This window comes from Ruania albidiflava DSM 18029, from assembly GCF_000421225.1.
Lineage (GTDB): Bacteria > Actinomycetota > Actinomycetes > Actinomycetales > Beutenbergiaceae > Ruania > Ruania albidiflava.
This window is the reverse complement of record NZ_ATWL01000004.1, coordinates 177,215-197,559: the sequence shown is the minus strand read 5'-3', so window position 1 is coordinate 197,559 and position 20,345 is coordinate 177,215. Positions and strand designations below refer to the sequence as shown.

20 protein-coding genes are annotated in these 20,345 nt (G+C 71.3%); 10 read left to right on the top strand and 10 right to left on the bottom strand.

Annotated features, from left to right (window positions below; all coding sequences use genetic code 11):
* Positions 1-14 precede the first annotated feature (14 nt).
* The gene (locus tag K338_RS0107070; RefSeq protein ID WP_040653239.1) at positions 15-2,921 is read right to left on the bottom strand and encodes an FAD-binding and (Fe-S)-binding domain-containing protein; all 2,907 of its coding nucleotides are present in this window, start codon (positions 2,919-2,921) and stop codon (positions 15-17) included.
* Between the two features lie 165 nt (positions 2,922-3,086).
* Here K338_RS0107070 and K338_RS0107065 point away from each other — a divergent pair, with 165 nt between their 5' ends.
* Together K338_RS0107065 and K338_RS0107060 are read left to right on the top strand one after the other, a co-directional pair.
* Positions 3,087-3,776 carry a hypothetical protein gene (locus tag K338_RS0107065; protein ID WP_157612281.1) on the top strand — a complete coding sequence of 230 codons (690 nt, stop codon included), beginning with the start codon at positions 3,087-3,089 and terminating at the stop codon, positions 3,774-3,776.
* 65 nt (positions 3,777-3,841) lie between these two features.
* Entirely contained in the window at positions 3,842-4,717 is an 876-nt protein-coding gene (locus K338_RS0107060) for a hypothetical protein (RefSeq protein ID WP_022917476.1), read from the top strand.
* On the opposite strand, the gene K338_RS0107055 is transcribed toward K338_RS0107060, so the two are convergent.
* Positions 4,714-5,292 (bottom strand): TetR/AcrR family transcriptional regulator, encoded by a 579-nt coding sequence (locus K338_RS0107055; RefSeq protein WP_022917475.1) that lies wholly within the window; start codon positions 5,290-5,292, stop codon positions 4,714-4,716. The genes K338_RS0107060 and K338_RS0107055 overlap by 4 nt on opposite strands.
* Before the next feature lie 54 nt (positions 5,293-5,346).
* On the opposite strand from K338_RS0107055, the gene K338_RS0107050 reads away from it, so the two are divergent.
* The 4 genes from K338_RS0107050 to K338_RS0107035 all read left to right on the top strand — a co-directional run bounded on the left by K338_RS0107050 (position 5,347) and on the right by K338_RS0107035 (position 10,482).
* Positions 5,347-6,405: an alpha/beta fold hydrolase gene (locus tag K338_RS0107050; protein ID WP_022917474.1), complete on the top strand. Its 1,059-nt coding sequence runs from the start codon at positions 5,347-5,349 to the stop codon at positions 6,403-6,405.
* 53 nt (positions 6,406-6,458) lie between these two features.
* Entirely contained in the window at positions 6,459-7,331 is an 873-nt protein-coding gene (locus tag K338_RS0107045; RefSeq protein ID WP_022917473.1) for a carbohydrate ABC transporter permease, read from the top strand.
* Positions 7,328-8,266 (top strand): carbohydrate ABC transporter permease, encoded by a 939-nt coding sequence (locus K338_RS0107040; protein WP_022917472.1) that lies wholly within the window; start codon positions 7,328-7,330, stop codon positions 8,264-8,266. Before K338_RS0107045 ends, K338_RS0107040 begins: the two co-directional genes overlap by 4 nt.
* A gap of 107 nt (positions 8,267-8,373) precedes the next feature.
* Positions 8,374-10,482: a hypothetical protein gene (locus K338_RS0107035; RefSeq protein ID WP_022917471.1), complete on the top strand. Its 2,109-nt coding sequence runs from the start codon at positions 8,374-8,376 to the stop codon at positions 10,480-10,482.
* Between the two features lie 64 nt (positions 10,483-10,546).
* Here K338_RS0107035 and K338_RS0107030 read toward each other — a convergent pair whose 3' ends face one another.
* Positions 10,547-11,701: a serine hydrolase domain-containing protein gene (locus K338_RS0107030; RefSeq protein WP_022917470.1), complete on the bottom strand. Its 1,155-nt coding sequence runs from the start codon at positions 11,699-11,701 to the stop codon at positions 10,547-10,549.
* 103 nt (positions 11,702-11,804) lie between these two features.
* Between K338_RS0107030 and K338_RS24360 the strand changes: the two genes are divergently transcribed.
* Positions 11,805-12,341 carry a hypothetical protein gene (locus tag K338_RS24360; protein ID WP_022917469.1) on the top strand — a complete coding sequence of 179 codons (537 nt, stop codon included), beginning with the start codon at positions 11,805-11,807 and terminating at the stop codon, positions 12,339-12,341.
* 21 nt (positions 12,342-12,362) lie between these two features.
* Here K338_RS24360 and K338_RS0107020 read toward each other — a convergent pair whose 3' ends face one another.
* Positions 12,363-12,827 (bottom strand): hypothetical protein, encoded by a 465-nt coding sequence (locus K338_RS0107020; protein ID WP_022917468.1) that lies wholly within the window; start codon positions 12,825-12,827, stop codon positions 12,363-12,365.
* Between the two features lie 82 nt (positions 12,828-12,909).
* Here K338_RS0107020 and K338_RS0107015 point away from each other — a divergent pair, with 82 nt between their 5' ends.
* Positions 12,910-13,494 carry a dienelactone hydrolase family protein gene (locus K338_RS0107015; RefSeq protein WP_022917467.1) on the top strand — a complete coding sequence of 195 codons (585 nt, stop codon included), beginning with the start codon at positions 12,910-12,912 and terminating at the stop codon, positions 13,492-13,494.
* A gap of 83 nt (positions 13,495-13,577) precedes the next feature.
* On the opposite strand, the gene K338_RS0107010 is transcribed toward K338_RS0107015, so the two are convergent.
* Both K338_RS0107010 and K338_RS21010 read right to left on the bottom strand, forming a co-directional pair.
* Positions 13,578-13,901, bottom strand: coding sequence for an AzlD domain-containing protein (locus K338_RS0107010; RefSeq protein ID WP_022917466.1), 324 nt, complete (start codon positions 13,899-13,901; stop codon positions 13,578-13,580).
* Entirely contained in the window at positions 13,894-14,634 is a 741-nt protein-coding gene (locus K338_RS21010; RefSeq protein ID WP_084480736.1) for an AzlC family ABC transporter permease, read from the bottom strand. The genes K338_RS0107010 and K338_RS21010 overlap by 8 nt, the downstream gene beginning before the upstream one ends.
* A 106-nt stretch (positions 14,635-14,740) precedes the next feature.
* On the opposite strand from K338_RS21010, the gene K338_RS0107000 reads away from it, so the two are divergent.
* Positions 14,741-15,304 (top strand): helix-turn-helix domain-containing protein, encoded by a 564-nt coding sequence (locus tag K338_RS0107000; protein ID WP_022917464.1) that lies wholly within the window; start codon positions 14,741-14,743, stop codon positions 15,302-15,304.
* Positions 15,305-15,382: 78 nt separating this feature from the next.
* Here the strand turns inward: K338_RS0107000 and K338_RS0106995 are convergent, their stop codons facing one another.
* The 4 genes from K338_RS0106995 to K338_RS21000 form a co-directional block, all read right to left on the bottom strand.
* Positions 15,383-17,200, bottom strand: coding sequence for a gamma-glutamyltransferase family protein (locus K338_RS0106995; RefSeq protein ID WP_022917463.1), 1,818 nt, complete (start codon positions 17,198-17,200; stop codon positions 15,383-15,385).
* Positions 17,201-17,307: 107 nt separating this feature from the next.
* Entirely contained in the window at positions 17,308-18,126 is an 819-nt protein-coding gene (locus K338_RS24355) for a DUF4097 family beta strand repeat-containing protein (RefSeq protein WP_022917462.1), read from the bottom strand.
* Between the two features lies 1 nt (position 18,127).
* Positions 18,128-18,268 (bottom strand): hypothetical protein, encoded by a 141-nt coding sequence (locus tag K338_RS25810; RefSeq protein WP_022917461.1) that lies wholly within the window; start codon positions 18,266-18,268, stop codon positions 18,128-18,130.
* Between the two features lie 10 nt (positions 18,269-18,278).
* Positions 18,279-18,785, bottom strand: coding sequence for a toxin-antitoxin system HicB family antitoxin (locus tag K338_RS21000; RefSeq protein ID WP_022917460.1), 507 nt, complete (start codon positions 18,783-18,785; stop codon positions 18,279-18,281).
* Between the two features lie 225 nt (positions 18,786-19,010).
* On the opposite strand from K338_RS21000, the gene K338_RS0106975 reads away from it, so the two are divergent.
* A complete protein-coding gene (locus K338_RS0106975; RefSeq protein ID WP_022917459.1) occupies positions 19,011-20,345 on the top strand; it encodes an ABC transporter substrate-binding protein in 1,335 nt (444 codons plus the stop codon).

The window sequence follows — 20,345 nt, the reverse complement described above, 5'->3', positions numbered from 1 at the left end:
TGTCGGGGCGGGGGTCAGCGCACCGCGCGGGCGAGCACCTCGAGCACGTGCTCGTAGTCGCGGCCGGTGGCCCGGGTCATGCCCATCTCACAGGTCCGGTTGCAGGAGGCGTACGCCCCGAACCGGCCACCGCTGTTCTCCAGGTCGGCGATCTCGGCCGCCTCGACCTCGGTGGCCCCGGCGGTCAGCTCCGGGTGCAGCATCCCCCGGTCCCCGGCGAAGCCGCAGCACCCCCAGGAGGGCGGCACGACCACCTGCCGGGCAGCCGCCTGCGCGACGGCGACCAGGTCGTCTTCGATGCCCAGGTGCTCGGTGGAGCAGGTCGGGTGCACCAGCAGCGAGTCGACCTTGCCGGCCTCGTCCACCTCCAGCGCGGGCAGCACCGAACGGCGCACGAAAGTCACCGCATCCAGCACCTCCCACTCGGCCAGCAGCGTCGCCCGGACCGGGTCCAGGTGCGCGGCGAGACCGGCGAGCCCCTGGGTGCAGGAAGCGGCGTCGCAGACGAGCGGCACCGGTGGGGCACTCTTCGGACGGTCGGCCACTGCCTCCTGCATCGCGTCCGCCACCCGCCGGGCCATGAGGTTCTGTCCGTCGGTGAACCCCTTCGAGGACCAGGGCGTGCCGCAGCACAGCCCGTCGATGCCCGGCACCAGCGCCACTCGCAGCCCAGCTCGTTCGCACAGCTCCAGGAACGCTTGCGCCGCGCCCTCGCCGCCGCCGGCGGGACCGAACATGGCGCCGGTGCAGGAGGGGAAGAACAGCACGTCCGCGGCACCACCCGAGCCCGGTGACCCCGACGAGGCCGGATGAGCTGCGCCGTCAACGGCCCCGAGCAGGGCCGACCGGCGAGCCCCCGGACCGGGCAGGTCCGCCCCTACCTGCGGCAGCCACTCCGCATCGACGAACCTCCGCAGTGCGGAGGTGACACTGGACAGCGCCGCCAGCGGTACGGCGTCGGCGACCGTGAGCCCGGCACGCAGCCCGGCCCCGACCGGCCCCCAGCCCGCCGCCGCCACCGACCCGGCACGCTGCGTCAGCCGCCCGTGCCGCTCCGCACGGAAACCCTTCATCACTGCGCCGGTGTCGATGCCGACCGGGCAGGCCAACGCGCACAGCGAGTCAGCCGCGCAGGTGTCCACCGCGTCGTAGTCGAACGCCTCCTCGATCGCCGCCCGGGTCCCCGGGTCCGTTGTGGCCGCCGCGCGCATCAGTGCGATCCGCTGCCGCGGCGTAGTGCTGGTGTTCCGCGAGGGGCAGGCGGGCTCGCAGAAGCCGCAGTCCACACAGCGGTCGACGGCGGGGCTCACCTGGGGTACGACCTTCAGGTTGCGCAGGTGGGCACGTGGGTCGTCGTCGAGCAGCACACCGGGGGCGAGGATGCCGCGCAGGTCGCACAGGTCCTTGACGGCGGACATCACCTCATAGAGCTCGTCACCGAACTGCCGGCGTACGTAGGCGGACATGATCCGCCCGGTGCCGTGCTCGGCCTTCAGGGTACCGTCGGCGCCGAGCACCAGGTCCACCAGGTCCTCGGTGAACGCCTCGTAGGTGGCCAGCTCGCCGGGGTCGTCCAGGTGCGGGGTGATCATGAAGTGCAGGTTGGCGTCCCGTGCGTGGCCGAAGACCACCGCATCGTCGTACCCGTGGGTGTGCAGCAGGTGGCCGAGATCGCGGACAGTACCGGTGAGCGCCTCCGGTGGTACGGCGATGTCCTCGAGCAGGTTGGTGGTGCCGGTCGGGCGGGCACCAGCGACGGCGGCGTACAGGCCCTTGCGCACCACCCACAGCGAGGCGCGGGCGGCGGCGTCCCGGGTGAGGTGGGCGGGTGCGGACAGCGGCAGGTCGTCGATCACCGGGCGCAGCGCCTCGGTCTGCTCGGCGAGCTCGTCCTCCTCGGTGGTCTGCAGCTCGACCAGCAGACCGGTGTGGTGAGTGACCTGCAGCTGCTGCAGGGTGGTCGGGGCGGCAGGAAGCCCCTGGGCCACCCGGAGCGCCTGGGCATCCATCAGCTCCACCGCCCGGGCCCCGGCAGCCAGGAGCCCGGGCAGGGCCTCGGTGGCCGCACCGATGTCGTCCAGCATGAGCAGGCTGGTGGCGTGGGCGGTGGGGACCGGGACGGTGCGCAGCACCACGGAGGCGATGTAGCCGAGGGTTCCCTCGGAGCCGACCATCAGGTGCGCGAGGATGTCCGCCGGGGCGTCGTGGTCGAGCAGGGAGTTCAGCCCGTAGCCCATAGTGTTCTTCATCGAGAACTGGTGCTCGATGCGGCTGCGCAGCGTGGCGTCGGCGCGGACCTGGTCGCGCAGCCGGGCCAGACCGCGGTGCAGCTCCGGTTCCAGGCGAGCCAGCTTGGCGTCAGCATCCGGTGCGGCGGTGTCGATTACCGTGCCCGAGGGCAGCACGTAGACCATCGAGTCCAGCGTGCGGTAGGCGGTGGCGGTCACGCTGGAGGTCATCCCGGAGGAGTTGTTCGCCACGACACCACCGATGGTGCAGGCGATCTCGCTGGCCGGGTCCGGTCCGAGGCAGCGGCCGTACCGGGCCAGCATCGCGTTCACGCGGCGCAGCACGGCCCCGGGCTGGCAACGCACCCGCGCGCCGTCGTCGAGGATCTCCACCCGTTGGAAGTGCCGGCGGGTGTCGATGAGCACCCCGTCGGTGCCGGCCTGGCCGGAGAGCGAGGTGCCGCCGGCGCGGAAGGCGACCGGTAGCCCGGCACGGTGGGCGGCAGCCAGCGCGGCGACCAGCTCGGGCAGGCTTCCCGGGGTGACGACGGCACGTGGGGTGAGCAGGTAGTGCGAGGCGTCGTGGGACATCCTGGCCAGGTCGGCCGGCGCTGTGCTCCATGCTCCTGGCGCCACCACCGCCTGCAGAGCGTCCAGCTCGGCGGTGCGGCCGAGATCAGCGGTGCGGCTCATGGTCATCGAGCCTAGCTCGGACCGCCTGGCGGGCTGAGGACGCACCCTCTGGGAGGTTCTCCGGAGACGTCGAGCACTACGCACCTGGACGGGTGGGCAGAACTCCCCCTCGCCGCGCGGCCCGCGCTTTGCCACAATGGCAGCACCGCTAACTTTGGAGACATCTTGTCCTACCCCCCGAACCAGCCCGACCCGCAGGGGCCCGGCTACTCTCAGCCCAGTCAACCAGGCCAGCCCGGTCAGCCCTACGGTGGCCAGGCTCCGCAGCAACCGGGTGGTTACGGTCAGCCCGGCGGCTACGACCCGTCCGGCGGCTACGGCCAGCCGGCTGACACTCCGCCGGGAGTACCGGCCTACGGGCCTCCCGGTCAGACCCCGATGGCCCCCGGCCAGTACGGTGCCCCCGGCGCCTACGGCGGCGGGTATGGGCAGGGGGTCGCCATGCAGCGGCCCGGCACGGTGACCGCCGGTGCGGTCCTGACCTTCATCGGTTCCGGTCTGCTGGTCCTCATCGGCCTGCTGGTGATGATCTTCGGTGCCGCAGGGAACCAAGCGTTCACCGAGGCGTTCGGTGAGGCCTCCGGCTTCGCCACCGCTGCCCTGGTGATCGTCGGCATCGTGCTGCTCGTGATCGGCGCGATCCCGCTGGTGCTCGGCATCTTCGCATTCAAGGGCTCCAAAGGCGCTTTGATCGGACTGACCATCTTCGGTGGCCTGTACGTGCTGCTCACGCTAGGTTCGCTGTTCAGTGGCTCGAGCGACGCGAGCACGCTCATCCCGCTGCTGTGGGTCGGCGGTGCCACTGCGCTGTTCTGGACCGGCCGAGCCTGGTACGACGCACCGCACCGAGCCTGACCGGCACGCTGCTGCGGCGCTGGGGGCGTCGCAGCAGACGTACTACCGACACCCTGGGGGCCAGCATGTCGGACACCTCGAATCCATCAGCACCACACCAGCTCCCTGGAGCGAGCCTCGCCGGTGCGCTGCTCACCTGGCTCGCGGGCGGATTCGTGGCACTGCTCGGCCTGGTGCTGCTGATCGCCACCAGCACCGGTGCCACCGGTCTCGCCGGAGCGATCGCTGCGGTGGCCTCGGTCGGTAGCGGGGTCGACGACACCCCGTACCCGGCGGCGTGGGTGGTGCTGGTCCTGACCGGTGCGGTGCCCGCCGCGTTGGCCGTGCCGGCCGTCAAGGGATCCCGCGCAGGTCTGGCCGGGCTGACGATCCTCGGTGGGCTGTACGTGGTACTGGTGTTCGTGGCCCTCGGTCTGGACTACGCCTCACCCGCACTTCTCTTCGGACTGCTCTGGGTCGGTATCGCGACCGCACTGTTCTGGCTGGGTCAGCACCGGGACGGCGGCACGGCGAGCTCCCCGGCTGCGTCCACCCGCCGGCCGGCACAGGTCGCTGGGGGTGCGGGGCTGCTCGGTCTCGCGGGAGCGCTCGGCGTCGTGCTCGGCGGCCGGATGATGGGATCGGGCCTGTCCGCCTCCCTGCACCCGGAACCGGCTCGGGTCTTCGGGGCGTTGGACCTGCACTTCGGGGTGATCGTCGCAGCCGCCGGCGCGATCGTGCTGGTGCTGGCCGTGACGGCCTTCCTCGGCTCGATGGACATGCTCGTCGCCCTCACCGTGGTCTGCACCCTGCTGGCGCTGCTCACCGTGAGCGTCGCGATGTCCGGCGGCGACGGGCCGGCCGGGGCACTCGTCCTGGTCGTCGCCGCGTGGTTCGGCACCGGGATCGCGCTGCTGTGGTCCCGCACCGGCCGGCACTGGTACCGCCGGCAGCGCCGCTAGCTGCCGGAGAGGACGACCTCGACCAGCTCGTCGGCCGCCTGCGCGGTGTCATATCCCGGGTCCTGCAGGCTCTCCGCCACGATCCCGTCGATGGCGCCGCCGATGATGATCGCGCGGGTGCGTGCTCCGGCCGGAGGACACACCCCCGCCAGCTGCAGCAGGTCGGCGAGCGGCTGCCATCGCTGCGAGCGCTGGTGCTCGCCCACACCGTGGCTCATCGCCTCGATGAGCATCCGGGTGTGCCGCGGGTGCGCGCGCAGGTGCCCGATCATGCGCCGGACGTAGGCCGCCGGACGGTCGGCCGGGGCAGCCGCCTCCACCGCGCGGGCGACGTCGTCGGTGAGAGCCGTGAGGGTGTGCTCGTGCGCCGCCCGGACCAGGGCGTCCTTGGAGCTGAAGTGGTAGAGCACAGCCGCCTTGGAGAGTTCTGCGCGGGCAGCGATGCGCGACAGCGACGCGCCACCGTATCCCTCGTCGGCGACCAGCTCGATGGTCACCGCGACCAGCTGTGCCCGCCGGGCGCGCTCGGTGAACGTGCCACCACCCGACGACGTCGTCGAGAAATCCGTTGTCATATCACCGCAGCCTACCGTACGGTAAATGAACTGACCGATCGGTGAGGAGTACTGGTGGCTGACGAAGAGCCCGGGCTGAGCGGCACCGAGGCAGGGTCCGACACTGAGGCGCCAGCTGCTGGGGAGCCACCCAGACCCAGCGGCCGGCGACCGCGGCGGCACCGCCGGCTGCGCACCACCCTCGTCGTGCTCGCCGTGCTGGCGGTAGTGGCCGCGTTCGCCCTGCGCACCCCGTCCCCGGTGGGCCACTGGGACGACGCCGAGGGACAGGACCGCTACCTGGCCGCCTACGCCGAGGCGTTCCAGGACCTGCCCGAACCTGACGAGACCCAGGACCTGCGCACCGACTACGGCATGGTCCGGGTGTACCGGTTCGACGGCACCGGCTCTGCAGAGCACCCGATGCTGCTGCTGCCCGGCACCGCCTCCGGGGCACCGGTGATGGCAGACAACCTGCCCTCGCTCCTGGAGCTGGGCGACGTCTACCTCATCGACCTTCTCGGCGAGCCCGGCCGCAGCATCCAGGAGCGCCCGATCAGCACAGCGGCCGAGCAGGCCGAGTGGCTCGACCAGACGCTCGCCGCCCTGACCGAGGAGTCCTTCCACCTGGTGGGGCTGTCTATCGGCGGCTGGACGGCGACCAACCTCGCGCTGCGCTCCCCCGCCCGGATCGAGACACTCACCCTCCTCGATCCGGTGCACGTGTTCGACGGCATGCCCCTGGAGACCATCGTGCGATCTATCCCGGCAGCCTTCAGCTGGCTGCCGAAGTCCTGGCGGGACAGCTTCAGCTCCTACACCGCCGGGGGCGCACCGGTGGAGGACGTACCGGTGGCGCAGATGATCGAGGCCGGTATGCAGCACTACCGGATGAAGCTGCCGCAGCCGGAGCAGATCAGCCCCGAGCAGCTCGCCTCGCTGGAGATGCCGGTGCTGGCGTTCATCGCCGGCGAGTCGGTGATGCACGACCCGCCGACCGCCGCCATCACCGCCGAGCAGACCCTGGCCCACGGCACTGTGCGCGTCTACCCAGAGGCCTCGCACGCGATCAACGGTGAGTACCCAGAGGAGATCGCCGCGGACATCGGAGCGTTCCTCGCCGAGCAGGACTGAGTTGGCGTTAGGCTCCGTGCCATCAGTTCCAGCAACGGAGAGGACGACCCGGGGTGAACGCACGCGCGCGCCACGAGGCCCGTGCCGCGTACGCCATGCTCACCCCCAGCCTGATCGGCGTGGGACTCTTCCTGCTGGTGCCCGTGCTCGGGGTGCTGGTGCTCTCCTTCCTCAGCTGGGACCTGATCTCCACCCCGCACTGGGCCGGCGTGGCGAACTACGTGCACATCTTCACCTCCGGCCACTTCCTGAACTCGATGTGGGTGACGATCGCGTTCACCGTGATGACCATCCCCACGGCGATCGCCGGCGGCCTGCTGCTGGCGCTGGCCATCAACCGGAAGCTGCCGGGCACGTCCTGGTTGCGGGTGCTGTACGTGCTGCCCTGGGTGAGTGCGCCGCTGGCGCTGGGCGTGGTCTGGAAGTGGCTGCTGGACCCCTCCTACGGGGCGGTGAACGCGCTGCTCGGCCGCCGGGTGGAGTGGCTCACCGACCCGCAGCTGGCGCTGCCGTCAGTGGTGTTCGTGCAGGTCTGGTCCACTGTCGGGTACATCTCGTTGTTCTTCCTCGCCGGGCTGCAGCAGATCCCCACCTCGGTGTACGAGGCGGCCACGCTGGACGGCGCCGGACGGGTACGCACCCTCTGGTCGATGACGTTGCCGCTGCTGCGCCCGACGATGTTCTTCGTCACGGTCACCTCGGTGATCTCCTCGTTCCAGGTGTTCGACTCCATCTATGCGATGACCCGTGGCGGCCCGGGGTTCCGCACCGACGTGATCGCCAGCCGCATCTACGACGAGGCGTTCGTGAACCTCCGCCTGGGCCGGGCGGCGGCGATGGCCGTGGTGCTGTTCGTCGTCCTGGTGCTGGTCACCCTCGTCCAGCAGCGCTACTTCAGCCGACGCATCACCTACGACATGTCATGACCGAGAAGACCACCCTGCCCGCCACCACGGCCCCCGCGACCGGGGGCGGCCCGGCTGCGCCCCGCGGCACGCGAGGGCGCAGCGGCAGGCGAGCTGCGCCGTCGTGGGCCGCCTCCAGGCTCGGCGCGAACCTGCTCACCTACGCGTTCCTGCTCACAGGGGCAGTGCTGATGCTCGGGCCGTTCGGGTTCTCGGTGCTGACCGCCATCAAGACCCCGCAGCAGTTCAACACCAGCTGGCCGCTGACGCTGCCGGACCCGGTCACCGGGGAGAACTTCACCACCCTGTTCTCTGATGAGTACAGCTTCATCGTGCCGATCGCGGTCACCGTACAGGTGGTGGCCGTGCTGGTGCTCGGGCAGATGGTGTCCTCGATCCTCGCCGCGTACGCGTTCGCCCAGCTGGACTTCCCCGGGCGGGACCCACTGTTCTGGGTGTACGTGTCCACGCTGATGATCCCGGTGGTGGTCACGATCATCCCGCTGTACTCGATGATGACCTCCCTCGGGCTGAAGAACACCTTCGCCGGTCTGGTGGTGCCGTTCATGTTCGGCTCCCCGTACGCGATCTTCCTGCTCCGGGAGAACTTCCGCTCCACCCCCGCGGACGTGCTGGATGCCGCCACCATCGATGGTGCCGGGGTGCTGCGGCGGCTGTGGCAGGTGATGGTGCCGATGAACAAGCCGATCATCACCACGCTGCTGCTGATCACCGTGGTGAGCCAGTGGAACAACTTCATGTGGCCGCTGATCATCGCCCCGGCCGAGGAGTGGAACGTGATCACCGTGGCCACCGCCGCGCTGCAGACCCAGTACGCCGGGAACTGGACGCTGGTGATGGCGGCGACCACGATCGCGCTGGCGCCGCTGGTGATCCTGTTCCTGGTGTTCCAGAAGCAGATCACCTCTTCGCTCGGGGTGACTGGCGTGCGCTGACCGGCGGGGAACCGGACGGGCGGGACGGGGTGCACCAGCCTGGCCGGGCTGGATGGGTATCGTGGGCATCAGAGCCGGCCGAGTGCTGCCCGGTGGTGAGGAGTGCGGTGAGCGGGACCGACCTGTCGGAGGACTCCCGCGCGGGAGCGACGGTGCGCGACCTCTACGCCGGCTGGCGGTACGCGGCGATCGGCGTGCTGGGGGCGGCGATGCTGGTGCTCGGCCTCGTCGGGCACTACCAGACGGTCCCGGGGATAGGCTTCACCGACGCCCTCTACGGCACCATCCGGCTGTTCGTGTTCGAGTACGACGTCGACGACGACCCCTCGCCGGCGCTCGACATCGCACGGTTCGGAGCCGGTGCCGTGGTGTACCTAGCGGTCGCGATCGCCGCCCTGGGCATCCTCGAGCGTCAGCTCACGCTCGCGCGCGCCGCGCGTCTGCGCGGCCACGTGGTGGTGATCGGCAACGGCGCCGAGGCGGTACCGATCGCGATGAGCTTCCGCAGCAGCGGTCTGGTGCCGCGATCGCTGGTGATCAACGACGACGATGCCGTCGTCACCCGGCGGCGCAGTGGTGTGGTCCAGCTGCCCAGCGTCTCCGACGAGTCGCTGCGGCGGGTGGTCGACCATGCGGCGCAGGTCTTCGTGGTCGGTGCCACCGACGAGGAGACCGCCCAGCTGGCACACCGGCTGCGGGGCCTGCCCGTCGCCTCCGACTTCCCCACCACCGTGCTGCTGACCGACCGCAACCTGGTGGGCCACTGGGCGAGCGCCGCCCCGGAGGCGGTGGTCTGCCGGCCGGCCCAGACGGCGATCTCCGCACTGCGGATCGCGCCCCCGTTCGCCGACGATGCGATGGTGCCACCACCGGTGGTGGTCGGCGAGGGGGCGCAGGCGGCAGAGCTCGCCCGTTGGATCGTCACCGGCTGGCAGCAGCCCGGCGAACGGCTCCGGGTGTACTGCCTGGGCACGGATCAGCGTTGGGTGGACGAGGCAGCAGCCGGGATCGAGGAGCGCGCTGACCTGGTCTGGGTGCCGATGGAGCCGAACGTGGCCCTGGCACCGCGCACGATCCGGGAGCTGGCCGGCCGCTCACCGGGCCCGGACGAGCGGTTCGCGCAGGGCAAGCGCCGGGTGTACGTGGCCTACCCGCACACGTCCCGCACGGTGCCGATCGCTGCTGCGATCGCACGCCGGGTCAGCGAGGTGGACGTGACCGCCGTCGTGGACGACGCGGACGCGTGGAGCGGAACGTTGGGCGAGAAGAGCACGCTGCGGATGGTCTCGGCACTGCAGCTGTTGAGCGACCCGACCACATTGCGCCTGTCCGCCACCGACCTGCTTGCCGGGGAGCTGGTGGCCGACGCCAGCCGATGGCCGGCGGACGTGCCCGGTGTGTTCGGGTCGGTGCTGCGCGACGCGGACCGCAAGGCGGTGCTGGACGCACAGCCCGCAGCAGTGCGGGCGGCGGTGCGGGCAGTCGCCGAGAACATCGCCGACATCTTCACGGCCGCTGGCGTCGAGCTCGATGCCGGGTTCCCGGCGGAGGTGCCGACCCTGGTGCTCTCCCCCGGCGAGCTGACGCAGATCGAGGCGGTCCTGGCGCGGCTGCTGCCCGCAGCCGACCAGGAGATGCGTGACCCTGGGCGGGGTGGGTCCGCCCTGCGCCGGCCCGCTGACGAGCTGCGCCTGCGCCGCCTCGAGCTGGCGGCCCGGCTGCCGGTGCTCGCCGCCCGGGCCGGGTTGGTCCCGGTGCGCCGCGGCGGAGGCGACGCTCCGCTGACCGATGCCGCCGTGCGCGAGATGGCGCTGGAGGTGCATCACGACTACCTGCGCACGGCCACGACGACGCAGAACGCAACCCAGTCCCCCACTGCCAGGCTCGGCTGGGACGAGCTGGCCGAGACCGACCAGCGCTCCAGCATCGCCCAGGTGGTGGACATCCCGGTCAAGCTCGCGGCCCTCGGCCTCACCTGGCGGCCGGCTGAGGAGCCGCAGCTGTATGAGTTCACCGACGCCGAGGTGGAGCTGCTTGCGGAGCTGGAGCACCGGCGTTGGGTGCACTTCCAGCTCCGGAACGGCCGTGCCCGGCACACGTTCAACACCAGCTGGCAGGCGTTGAGCGCCGGTGTGCAGGAGTACGACCGTGGGCCGGTGCGGCTGCTCGCCCGGCTGCTGGCCAGTCTCGGCTACGAGGTCACCGACCAGCACTGACCGGACCGGTGCAGTCGGCTCGGCTACCGGCCGCTCAGCGGCTGGCGGCTCGGCAGTTGGCCGCTCAGCGGCGGCCGAGTAGCTCCTCGAACGCGCCGACTACCGGAGGACGTTCCGGGGAGGACCAGCTCCGGTTCGTGAGCAGCACACCGGTGCGGCAGGTCGCGGGGTCGTTCGTCCAGGTGGAGCCCAGCCCGCCGGACCAGCCGTAGCTACCGGCGCTCGGGCCGTGCTCGGCGGCCTCGGTCAGCACACCCACGCCGAAGCCCCAACCGGTCCCTGGGCCGGGACCGACGGCGGCGAGCTGGGCGTCGGTGAGCCGGTTGGTGGTCATCGCGTGCGCGAGGTCGGCGGGCAGCAGGCGGCGGCCTTCGACGCTGCCCCGGCCCCGCAGCAGCTGGGCGAATCGGGCGTAGTCGGCCACAGTGGAGACCAGACCGCAGTCCCCACCCTGCAGCGGCGGCGGAGCGGACCACTGCCCGTCGGCGGGGTCGTACACCTCGCTGCCCTCGCCGTAGCAGGGGCCGAACCGATGCCTGGAGTCCGGCGGGACCCAGAAGCCGGTGTCGCTCATCCCGAGCGGGGTGAACAGCCGCTCGGTGAGCAGCTCGGCCAGGGAGGTCCCGGTGGCGCGGGCGAGGAGGATGCCGAGCACCACTGAGGAGGTGTTGTACAGCCACCGGTGCCCGGGCTGGTGCTGCAGCGGCAGCGCGGCGGCGCGCTCCAGCCACTCCTGCGCCGGCACCTGCTCAGCAGGGGCGGGCGCGCCGACGCCGAGACCGAGCTCGACCCAGCGGCGGGTGAGCGGGGTGGCCTCCGGGTGAGCGAAGTCGATGCCCCAGCCGAGGGTGCTGGTGAGCAGGTCGCGGACCGTAGGGGCCCGTTCGGCGGGCACGGTATCGTCGAGTGCGGCGTCGGGGGTGCGCAGCACCTGCCGGTCGGCGAGCTCGGGCAACCAGGTGTGGACCGGGTCGTCCAGGGCGAAGACCCCTTCGCCCACCAGGATGAGCGTGGCGACGGCGGTGACCGGCTTGGTCATCGAGGAGATCCGGAAGATCTCGTCTGCTTCGAGCGCCTGCTGGCCAGCGACGTCGCGGGTGCCGAGGGCTCCGGAGAGCACCTGGTCACCGGTGCGCACCAGCCAGGTCAGTCCGGTCGCCTCGGCCGGTACATGCGCCCGCAGGCGGTCCTGGATCTCCTCGGCAGTGAGCGGTCCCATCCGCCCACGGTACGGCCAGCCGCCGCCATCTTTCTAGCCCGTTCAAGTCGCGGGAAGCGCGGGATTCGCGTTGAGTGGGGACTTCAACCGACGGGAGCGTGTCATGGACACCTGGATCTGGATCGTCATCGGAATCGTCATCGTCGTGCTGATCGTCGTCGCGGTGGTCACCGCTGCGACTGGCGCCCGGCGGCGTCGCCTGGAGGAAGAGGCGCAGCTGCGCAGGGAGCAGGAGGAGCGCGACCGCGCCGCAGCTGCGGACCTGCGTGCCCAGGCGGAGGAGCAGGAGCTGGCCGCCCGGGAGCAGGATGTCGCGGCCAAGGAGGCAGAGGCGCAGGCCGGTCGGGCCCAGCTGGATGCCGAGGCTGCCCAGCTCGAAGCGGACCGGCTCGAGCACGAGGCGGCCGAGCAGAACGCTGCCGCCGACCAGGTGCGGGCGGAGGTGCAGCAGGACCGGTCAGATGCGGACGCGCTCGACCCGGACGTCGGTCAGGGCGAACCGGGACCACCGGGGGAGCGGCCGACCGCGGCGGGGCCCCCTGCCGCACCGCAGACGCCGGCAGAGGACCGGTCCCACGGCCGGCACCTACCAGAGCAGCAGCCGAAGCCGGGGCGAGCGGACGAGCCACCGGCGCTGTGACCGTGGCCGGGTGAACGCCGGTCAGGAGCGATCGACGTCCTGGTCGGCCGGCTCGGACGGGTCCTCGCAGTAGAAGAGCTCACCGTCCGCACCCGCGTGGTACTCGTACTCCTGACCGCCGGCGGTCAGGACGAGCCGGTAGCCGTCCGTGAGCACCTGCGGGTAGGCCTGCCCGGGCGACGGGCAGCCGAGCGACCCGTCCGGCCAGGTGACCGGCTCCAGCGCTCCGGACTCGATGTCCGCAGCCGGGACATCGATCCGCTGCGCGAGGTCGTCGATGGCCGCTTGCACGTCCTCGGCCGGCGGGCTGGCGTCGTCAGTGGGCTGTTCTGCGGGCTCCGACGGATCTGTACCTGGCTCGGCGGGCGAGCTGGTGGGGTGCAGGGTGGTTGCGTCGTCCTGCGGATCGTCACCCTCGCCGCAGCCAGCAAGCAGCACGATGGCCAACCCGGCGAGGGCGGCCACAGTGCACAGGCGTTGACGCATGGTCTGAGGATAGTTGCCTGCTGCCCGTGCAGCACCGGTGTTCGGGAGGCGTGCTGTCCGGCGTACCCCCTACTGTGGCGGGATGACCGACATCATCCTGTTCCACCACGTCCTCGGCCTGACCGACGGCGTACGTAGCTTTGCTGACCTGCTCCGCGCCCAGGGCCACACGGTGCACACCCCGGACCTGTTCGAGGGGCGCACGTTCCCGTCGATCGACGAGGGGATCGGGTACGCCGGGACGATCGGCTTCGACGAGGTCATGCGCAGAGGCGTCGAGGCCGCCGAACAGCTGCCGAAGCAGGCAGTGTTCGGTGGGTTCTCCGTGGGCGTGATGCCGGCTCAGCAGCTGCTGCAGACCACCCCGGAGGCGTTGGGTGGGTTGTTTCTGCACTCGTTCATCGACCCCACCGAGCTGGAGGGCACGTGGCCAGCGGGCCACCCGGTGCAGGTGCACGGGATGGACCACGACCCGTTCTTCACCGGCGACGGTGACCTGGACGCCGCCCGTGCGGTGCAGGCCGAGCACCCGGAGCTGGAGATCTTCCTGTACCCCGGCAGCGCCCACCTGTTCACCGACTCCAGCAGCGCGGACTACGACCAGGCCGCGGCTGTCCAGGTGCTCGAGCGGGCCAGCGCGTTCCTCGCCAGCTTCGACCAGGCCTGACCCCCTCTGTTCGCGAACGCTCCGGTTCGCGGCTCCCGCTCGGCGTGTCGCCGCGAAGGCGGGCGTTCGCGATCAAGGGGCGGTCAGGCGACACCGAGGGCGCGCAGGCCAGCGGTAGCGGCTGCCGCCACCAGCAGCACGACCGGCAGGGGCACCCCGCGCCAGGCGAGCAGACCGGACAGCGCCACACCCGCAGGGCGGGCCCAGCCGGCGAAGGACTGCCCGTCGGTGATCGCACTGGTGGCCATCACCGAGCCGAGGATGAGTACCGCGGCATCTTCCACGGCCAGCTGCAGCCGGGGGTAGGGCTCGAGCAGGTCGCCGATCGCGCCACCGCCGGCGCGCATCGCATACGTCCCGACGGCGAGCACCAGCCCGCCGAGCAGCAGCACGGTCAGATCACTCATCGTCATCCTCTCCACCGTGTGCGATGCCGGGCTCCGCACCTGCCCCCGCGTGTTCCTGCGGAACGTCGAACACCTCTCGCGAGCGCCACAGCGCCAACGGCAGCGCGAGCACACCTGCGAGCGGTCCCAGCCCCTGCGGCAGCAACAGCGCCGCGGGTACGGACACGGCTGCGGCCGCCACCACGGCCGGACACAGCCGGGCACGTTTCAGCGCCGGGAGCACCAGCGCCAGGATGACCGCCGGGAAGATCGCGTCCAGACCGAAGGTGTTCTGGTCGATCCCACGGCCGAGCAGGCTCCCGGCCAGAGCCCCGCTGGGCCAGCCGATCAGCACGCCGGTGCCGATGCGCGTCAGCGCTACCCGGGCACGCTGCGGGTCCCGCTCGGCCAGCGCGAACGCCACCGACTCATCGTTCATCACGTGCGCGCGGTACGCCCGGGCAGCGCCCCGACCCAGCGCGGTGCGTAGCGCCATCCCGTAGGGCACGTGTCGCACGTTCACCAGCAGCGCCGCCGGCAGGGCCACCCACGGCGAGGTTGCCGTGGCGAGTCCGACGTAGAGCATCTCGGAGGAGCCGGCGAGCACGATCACCCCGAGCAGCGGCGCCACCCACACCGGCAGCCCGGCGCCGACGCTCATGGCACCGTAGGCGATGCCCACCAGGGCCATGGCCACGGTGATCATCACGACGGTGCGGAGGGAGACTGCCTCCGTTCGCTGAGACGAACGCATGGACGCTATGATGAACACCGCTGGTCCGATTGAGCAAGTCGGCGGCGACGCAGGCATCGTCGGCAGGCACACCGGCCGCGAGACATCGTCACGAAGGGCAGCGGACATGACAGCAGGACAGACGGAGCTGCCGCGGGCGGCGATCGCAACGAGCATCCAGCGAGAGCGGCACCGGGTGGGCATCTCGCTCACCGAGCTGGCCCGACGCGCCGGGGTGGCCAAGTCCACGCTGTCCCAGCTGGAGTCGGGCACCGGCAACCCGAGCCTGGAGACGATGTGGGCGCTAGCGGTGGCGCTGGGGGTGCCGTTCTCCCAGCTGCTGGACCCGCCCCCGAGCCCGGTGCAGGTGCTGCGCGCCGGGCAAGGCCCTGCCGTGGCCGCCTCGGAGGCGGAGTACGTGGCCACGCTGCTCAGTGCCAGTCCGCCGGGAGTCCGCCGCGACCTGTACCGGATCACCGCCGAGCCGGGCAGTGCGCGCCTCTCCGATCCGCATGCTCCGGGCACGATCGAGCACGTGTACCTGGCTGGCGGACGCGCCGTGGTGGGGCCCGCAGACGCCGCAGTCGAGCTGGCTGCCGGCGACTTCATCACCTACCCGGGCGACGAGCCGCACATCTTCGAGGCGCATGGCGGCCCGGCCGACGCACTGCTGGTCAGCGAGCAGCGCTGACCCCTCTCCCCCTCGGCGGGTCGTCATGGCCACAGTGCGCCATAGCGCACGCTGGACATGACGACCCGATCTGGAGAGTCAGCGGCCTACGGCGTAACCCTGCATCCCGCGTGGGTTCGCGGCAGCCATCAGCATCCCGTCAGCACGGATACCGGCAGCGCTGATCCGCCCGAGGGACCAGGCCGGGGCAGCGCTCACCCGGTGCCCACGCCCGGCCAGGTCGTTCAGCACCTGCTGCCCGAGCCGGTCCTCGGCGCGCACCCCGGCCGGTTCGGCCACCCGGGGAGCGAACGAGCTGGGCCAGTGCGTGCTGTGCCAGCTCGGGGCATCGATCGCAGCCTGCAGGTCCGTACCGTGCACCAGGTGGTTCACCAGGAACGGCACCACCCACTGGTCCTGCTGGTCTCCGCCCGGGGTGCCGAACGCCAGGTACGGCTTCCCCTCCCGGAGGACCATCCCGGGGCTGAGCGTGGTGCGGGGCCGCCGGCGGGGGCCGATCGAGGACGACAGTCCCTGCTCCACCCAGAACATCTGCCCCCGCGTACCGAGCGAAAAACCCAGGCCCGGCACCACCGGTGAGGACTGCAGCCAGCCCCCAGAAGGAGTGGCAGCCACGACATTCCCCCACTGGTCGACCACATCGAGGTGGCAGGTGTCCCCGCGGGCGACAGTCGGTTCACCCTGCCCCGGTGAGGCGAGCCCATCCGGCCAAGGACCGCCGTCGACCATCGCCTGCTGGACCCGCACCGCCAAGCGGGGGGAGCTACCCCCGGGCGAACCAGGCCGCAGCGTGCGATCCGCGACCGACCCGACCAGCGCAGCACGCTCGGCGGCATACCTCCGAGACAGCAGTGCAGCCACAGGCACCTGCACGTGGTCCGGGTCGCCGTAGAAGGCCTCCCGGTCGGCGAACGCGAGCTTGGCCACCTCCACCACCAGGTGCACCAGGTCCGCCGACCCTGGCGCCAGCCTGTCCACCCCAGCCGCCTGCAGCATCGCCAGCTGTTGCAGCAGCACCGGACCCTGCCCCCAGGGTCCGGTCTTGACCACCTGGTGGCCTGCGAAGTCAACGGCCAGCGGTGCTTCCTCAGTCGCCCGCCAGGTGTCCAGGTCCGCACCGGTGAGCAGCCCGCAGTGCCGGGAGTGACCGTCGACCCCCGGTGGGCCGACCACCGAACCGTCCACCTGCTCGGTGGCACAGAACGCGTCGATCGCCTCGGCCACGAACCCGGAGTAGAACGCGCGCCGGGCGCCCTCGATCTGCTGCTCCCGCCCCGGGCCGGCGGCCTCGCCCTCGGTGACGAGCCGGTCCAGGGTGTCGGCCAAACGAGGGTTCGCGAACCGTTGCCGCGGGCCGGGTGCGCGACCGCCGGGCAGGTAGATCTCCGCGGAGCTGGTCCAGTGCTCGGTGAAGATCGGCGCGACTCCCGCGATCGTGGCAGCCGCCTGTGCAACCAACGGGTAGCCGTTGCGGGCGTAGCCGATCGCCGGCTCGGCCACCTCCCGCAGGCGCATCGTGCCGTACCGGGACAGCATCAGCAGCCAGGCACCGAAGGCGCCCGGCACCGTGGCGGGCAGCAGACCGGTGCCGGGGATGTCCTCGATGCCGAGTGCGGTGCAGGCCTGCGCGGTCGCCGCGGCAGGGGACACTCCCTGTCCGCAGACCACGAACGTGCGGCCGGTGCGGGCGTCGTGGCCGAGGGCGGGCAGGTCGCCGCCGACACCGTTCAGGTGCGGTTCGACCACGTGCAGCACCAGACCGGTGGCCACTGCTGCATCGAAGGCGTTGCCGCCGCGTTCCAGGACTGACATCCCGGTCGCGGAGGCGAGCCAGTGCGTGGAGGCGACCATGCCGACAGTGCCGAGCAGCTCAGGGCGGGTGGTGAAGGTCTGCACCCGTGCAGCGTAGGGCGCCGAACCTGCCTGGAGGTGCTCGTGTCGACACTGAGGTGCTTCTTCGGCGCCTCGGGCACTGGCGAACCGTGGTGCGACCTCCGGCGGGCTCAGGCCCGGTGCACCGAGATGTTCCCGCTGGTGGTGCGCAGGCGCAGCAGCACTGAGGCCTCGTCGTCGCCGGGCGCACCGGTGGGTTCGAGCTCGCTGCGTACCCGCCCGGAGATCGACCGGCAGTCCAGCAGCGCGGCGACACCGTCGGCGACACCGACTGTGACGTTGCCGGAGGCGGCAGTGGCTTCGACCTCGCCGCCGACAGCGCGCCGCACCTGCAGGTTGCCAGAGCCGGAGCCGAGGCGGGCGATCGATACCTCTCCCACCCGAGCACCTCCGGAGCCGGTGTGGGCGCGGGCCTGGCGAGCCCGGTCGATGGTGATCTCCCCGGAGCCGACCCGGACGCCGACGTTGTCCCCGGTACCGACCCAGACATCGCCCGAGCCGGCGGTCGCCTCCACCTCGTGGGCACGTTCCACCCGAGTGCTGCCCGATCCAGTGCCGGCGCTCACCCGGTGGGCGGAGGCCACGGTGATGTCACCGGAGCCGGTGCGCAGCTCGAGGGTGTTCAGCTCGCCGACGAGCTGCAGGTCGCCGCTGCCGCTCTTGGCGGCCACGCTGGAGCCGGTCGGCACCACCACGTCGATCCGCAGCCTGCTGCCGAATCCAGCGAACAGGCTGGTGCGCAGCTGCGGCACGTCGATCTCCAGGACTTCGCCGACCATCTCCACCCGGGAGCGAGCAGCGAGGTCGTCCGCGCCGGTCAGCCGCACTGTGGCCACGGACACGTCCTCAGCGGAGATCGTGGCGTGGCCGCTGCGGGCGTGCAGGTCGACCTGCACCGGGCCGCTGACGGGAAAGTCGTGCTGGGTCATCTCAGAGCTCCGGACGGCGCCGGATCCGGCGCGGGACGTAGGGCGTGACGGTGCCGGGCCGGCGACGGGACTGCCTGGCGGGCTCCTCCAGGGGCCCGCCGATGCGCTGGGCGGCGATAGCGTCGAAGACGTTGTCATACATGGGATTCCTTTCAGCGGACCCAGCCGGTCATCCGCCGTCCGACGCCGGCCGGGCCGGTGGCGGTCGAGGTGGTGCCGGGTGAGGTGAGGATTTTCTGCACGGCTCGTACGAGCCAGGAGTTGATGGAGACGCCGTCAGTGGCGGCCGCCTCCTCGACACGGGCCTTGAGGGACTCCGGCAGCCGGAGCGTCACGCGGGTCAAAGAGGCGTCCTCCGGCTCAGCCGGCGGCACAGGCGGTTCAGGGGGGGTGGGCGGAGCGAGCTGCTCGGTCGCCGCCTGCTGGTCGACCACCAGCTCCGGCGAGCCGCCGCGCAGGCGTACTTCCACGACCGCTCCGTCCAGCCTGGAGGTAACCTCGGCGGCCAGGTCAGCGGCGAGCTCCATCAGCGCGAGCCGCAGTGCCGGTTCCAGGGACTGGGCCAGCCGGTCGGCGGCATCCTGGACCTCCGGTGTGGAGGTGCTCGCAGCGTTGGCCAGCGCCTGCCGCAACGAACCGAGGTAGGTGTTCACGTCCATGACGCCATGGTGACAGCACAATGGCGTCACTGTCAACAGCTCTGCTGTCATGACGCAGTCATAGAGGCGTCACAGTGCCGTCAGGGGCGCGCCAGACGCGGACACGGGCACCGGCCGCGTGATCACGATTCGGTCGCACCGGGTCGGCGCCCACCATCTCCGGCCCGGCAGCGCTACGGTTCGGTGCAGAGCATGTCTGCCGAGCCCACCCGGAGAGAGAGAACGATGACCATTCGGAAGAACACGCTGGTGACCGGGGCCGCGGTGCTCGGCGCCTCAGCGCTGCTGCTGGCGGCGTGCTCGCCCGGCAGCTCCGATGACGACTCCGGCAGTGACGGCTCCGGAGCCACGACGGTGACGTTCCGGCTCTGGGACGAGTCTGCGGCCGCTGCCTACGAGGAGACGTTCGCCGCGTTCGAGGACGAGCACCCCGACATCACGGTCGAGGTGGAGACCGTCCCCTGGGCGAACTACTGGGACCGGCTGCCCCAAGACATTGGCTCGGGCACGATGGCCGACATCTTCTGGACGAACACCTCCAACTTCGGGCTGTACGTGGACAACGGCAACCTGATCAACATCTCCGAGGCGATCGGGGACGACCACGACGAGTGGACCCAGTCGGTGGTGGACCTCTACACCCGGGACGGGTCGCTGTGGGGCGTGCCGCAGCTGACGGACTCGATCGCGCTGTTCTACAACGTGCAGATGCTCGAGGATGCCGGTATCGATCCGGCCACCCTGCACTGGGACCCCAGCGGGGACGGCGACACGTTCCTCCCCGCCGTGCAGCAGCTCACCGTGGACTCCAGCGGCGTGACCGCGGCCGAGGACGACTTCGACGCCGAGGACATCGCCACCTACGGTTTCAACTCCCAGAACGACCTGCAGGCCATCTACATCGACTTCCTCGCCTCCAACGGCGGGCAGTACCAGGACGGTGACTCCTACGCCTTCGACTCCCCCGAGGGGGTGGCGGCCTTCCAGTACCTGGTGGACCTGATCAACACCTACCACGTGAGCCCGTCCGCAGCGGAGACGAACGCCAACGGGGACCTGTCCCGTCAGCTGTTCGTGCAGGGCAAGATGGCGCTGTTCCAGTCCGGGCAGTACTCGCTGCCGGCAATGGCCGATGCGGACTTCGACTGGGCGATCGCGCCGATGGTCGAGGGGCCGGAAGGCCGGATCGGTGTGGTGCACGGTGTAGCCGCTGTGGGCAATGCCGCCACCGAGCACGAGGAGGCCACGCTGGAGGTGCTCCGCTGGTTGGGCAGCGCCGAGGGCCAGGTGCCGCTCGGGGCGACCGGAGCCGCCTTCCCCGCCGCGGTGGAGGCGCAGAGCTCGTTCACCGACTATTGGGAGAACCAGGGCGTGGACACCTCGGAGTTCATCGCCGCGGCCGAGCGCGAGACCGCAGCAGCACCGCTCGGCCCGCGCGCGAACGCGGGTGCGAACGCGATGGCGCCGTACTTCGAGCAGATGTTCGCCGGCTCCCTGCCGGTCGAGGAGGCCCTCGCGCAGGCGCAGCAGGCGGCGAACGAGGCGATCGCCGAGGAGTGA

Coding starts and splice junctions, on each gene's coding strand:
- K338_RS0107030 (WP_022917470.1), bottom strand. CDS start 11,701: ATGGGACCGCTCACTGCCGAGGAGATCCAGGACCGCCTGCGGGCGCAT.
- K338_RS0107015 (WP_022917467.1), top strand. CDS start 12,910: ATGACCGACATCATCCTGTTCCACCACGTCCTCGGCCTGACCGACGGC.
- K338_RS0107060 (WP_022917476.1), top strand. CDS start 3,842: ATGTCGGACACCTCGAATCCATCAGCACCACACCAGCTCCCTGGAGCG.
- K338_RS0107010 (WP_022917466.1), bottom strand. CDS start 13,901: ATGAGTGATCTGACCGTGCTGCTGCTCGGCGGGCTGGTGCTCGCCGTC.
- K338_RS21010 (WP_084480736.1), bottom strand. CDS start 14,634: ATGCGTTCGTCTCAGCGAACGGAGGCAGTCTCCCTCCGCACCGTCGTG.
- K338_RS21000 (WP_022917460.1), bottom strand. CDS start 18,785: ATGGACGTGAACACCTACCTCGGTTCGTTGCGGCAGGCGCTGGCCAAC.
- K338_RS0106975 (WP_022917459.1), top strand. CDS start 19,011: ATGACCATTCGGAAGAACACGCTGGTGACCGGGGCCGCGGTGCTCGGC.
- K338_RS0107020 (WP_022917468.1), bottom strand. CDS start 12,827: ATGCGTCAACGCCTGTGCACTGTGGCCGCCCTCGCCGGGTTGGCCATC.
- K338_RS24360 (WP_022917469.1), top strand. CDS start 11,805: ATGGACACCTGGATCTGGATCGTCATCGGAATCGTCATCGTCGTGCTG.
- K338_RS24355 (WP_022917462.1), bottom strand. CDS start 18,126: ATGACCCAGCACGACTTTCCCGTCAGCGGCCCGGTGCAGGTCGACCTG.
- K338_RS0107055 (WP_022917475.1), bottom strand. CDS start 5,292: ATGACAACGGATTTCTCGACGACGTCGTCGGGTGGTGGCACGTTCACC.
- K338_RS0107000 (WP_022917464.1), top strand. CDS start 14,741: ATGACAGCAGGACAGACGGAGCTGCCGCGGGCGGCGATCGCAACGAGC.
- K338_RS0107040 (WP_022917472.1), top strand. CDS start 7,328: ATGACCGAGAAGACCACCCTGCCCGCCACCACGGCCCCCGCGACCGGG.
- K338_RS25810 (WP_022917461.1), bottom strand. CDS start 18,268: ATGTATGACAACGTCTTCGACGCTATCGCCGCCCAGCGCATCGGCGGG.
- K338_RS0107070 (WP_040653239.1), bottom strand. CDS start 2,921: ATGAGCCGCACCGCTGATCTCGGCCGCACCGCCGAGCTGGACGCTCTG.